General features: G+C 59.6%; 1 protein-coding gene. It reads left to right on the top strand.

All coding sequences use genetic code 11. The annotated features are described in order from the left end of the window. A partial coding sequence (locus AC0CH8_RS18860; RefSeq protein WP_465241196.1) for a hypothetical protein occupies window positions 1-186 on the top strand: 186 nt, incomplete at its 5' end. Window positions 187-280: the final 94 nt, after the last annotated feature.

The following is a 280-nucleotide window of genomic DNA, read 5'->3' as shown; positions in this document are numbered from 1 at the left end:
ATCGAAGACATCTACGACCAGGTTGAAGAGTTCAGCGTGCTGCTTGCGGCCGCTGAGCTCCACGCCTCCGGCACGTGGGAAATCCAGTTCACCGAAGACATACGAGCCAACTTCAAGCGTTACGGCTCGCGCACCCACCTGAGCAACGCCCAGCGCGAAAAGCTGGAGCGCATTGCCAAACTCTGAGGTATCGCCCCTATGAAAATGGAACACCAAGCAATCATGGACAGCGCCCGCCGCCACGGCTGCATGCCCTCCGAGCTGGCCCACCAGCTATTGG

It is taken from the genome of Sphingomonas sp. AC435 (assembly GCF_979253005.1).
Note: the sequence above shows the minus strand (reverse complement) of the source record. Positions and strands in the feature narration are given on the sequence as shown.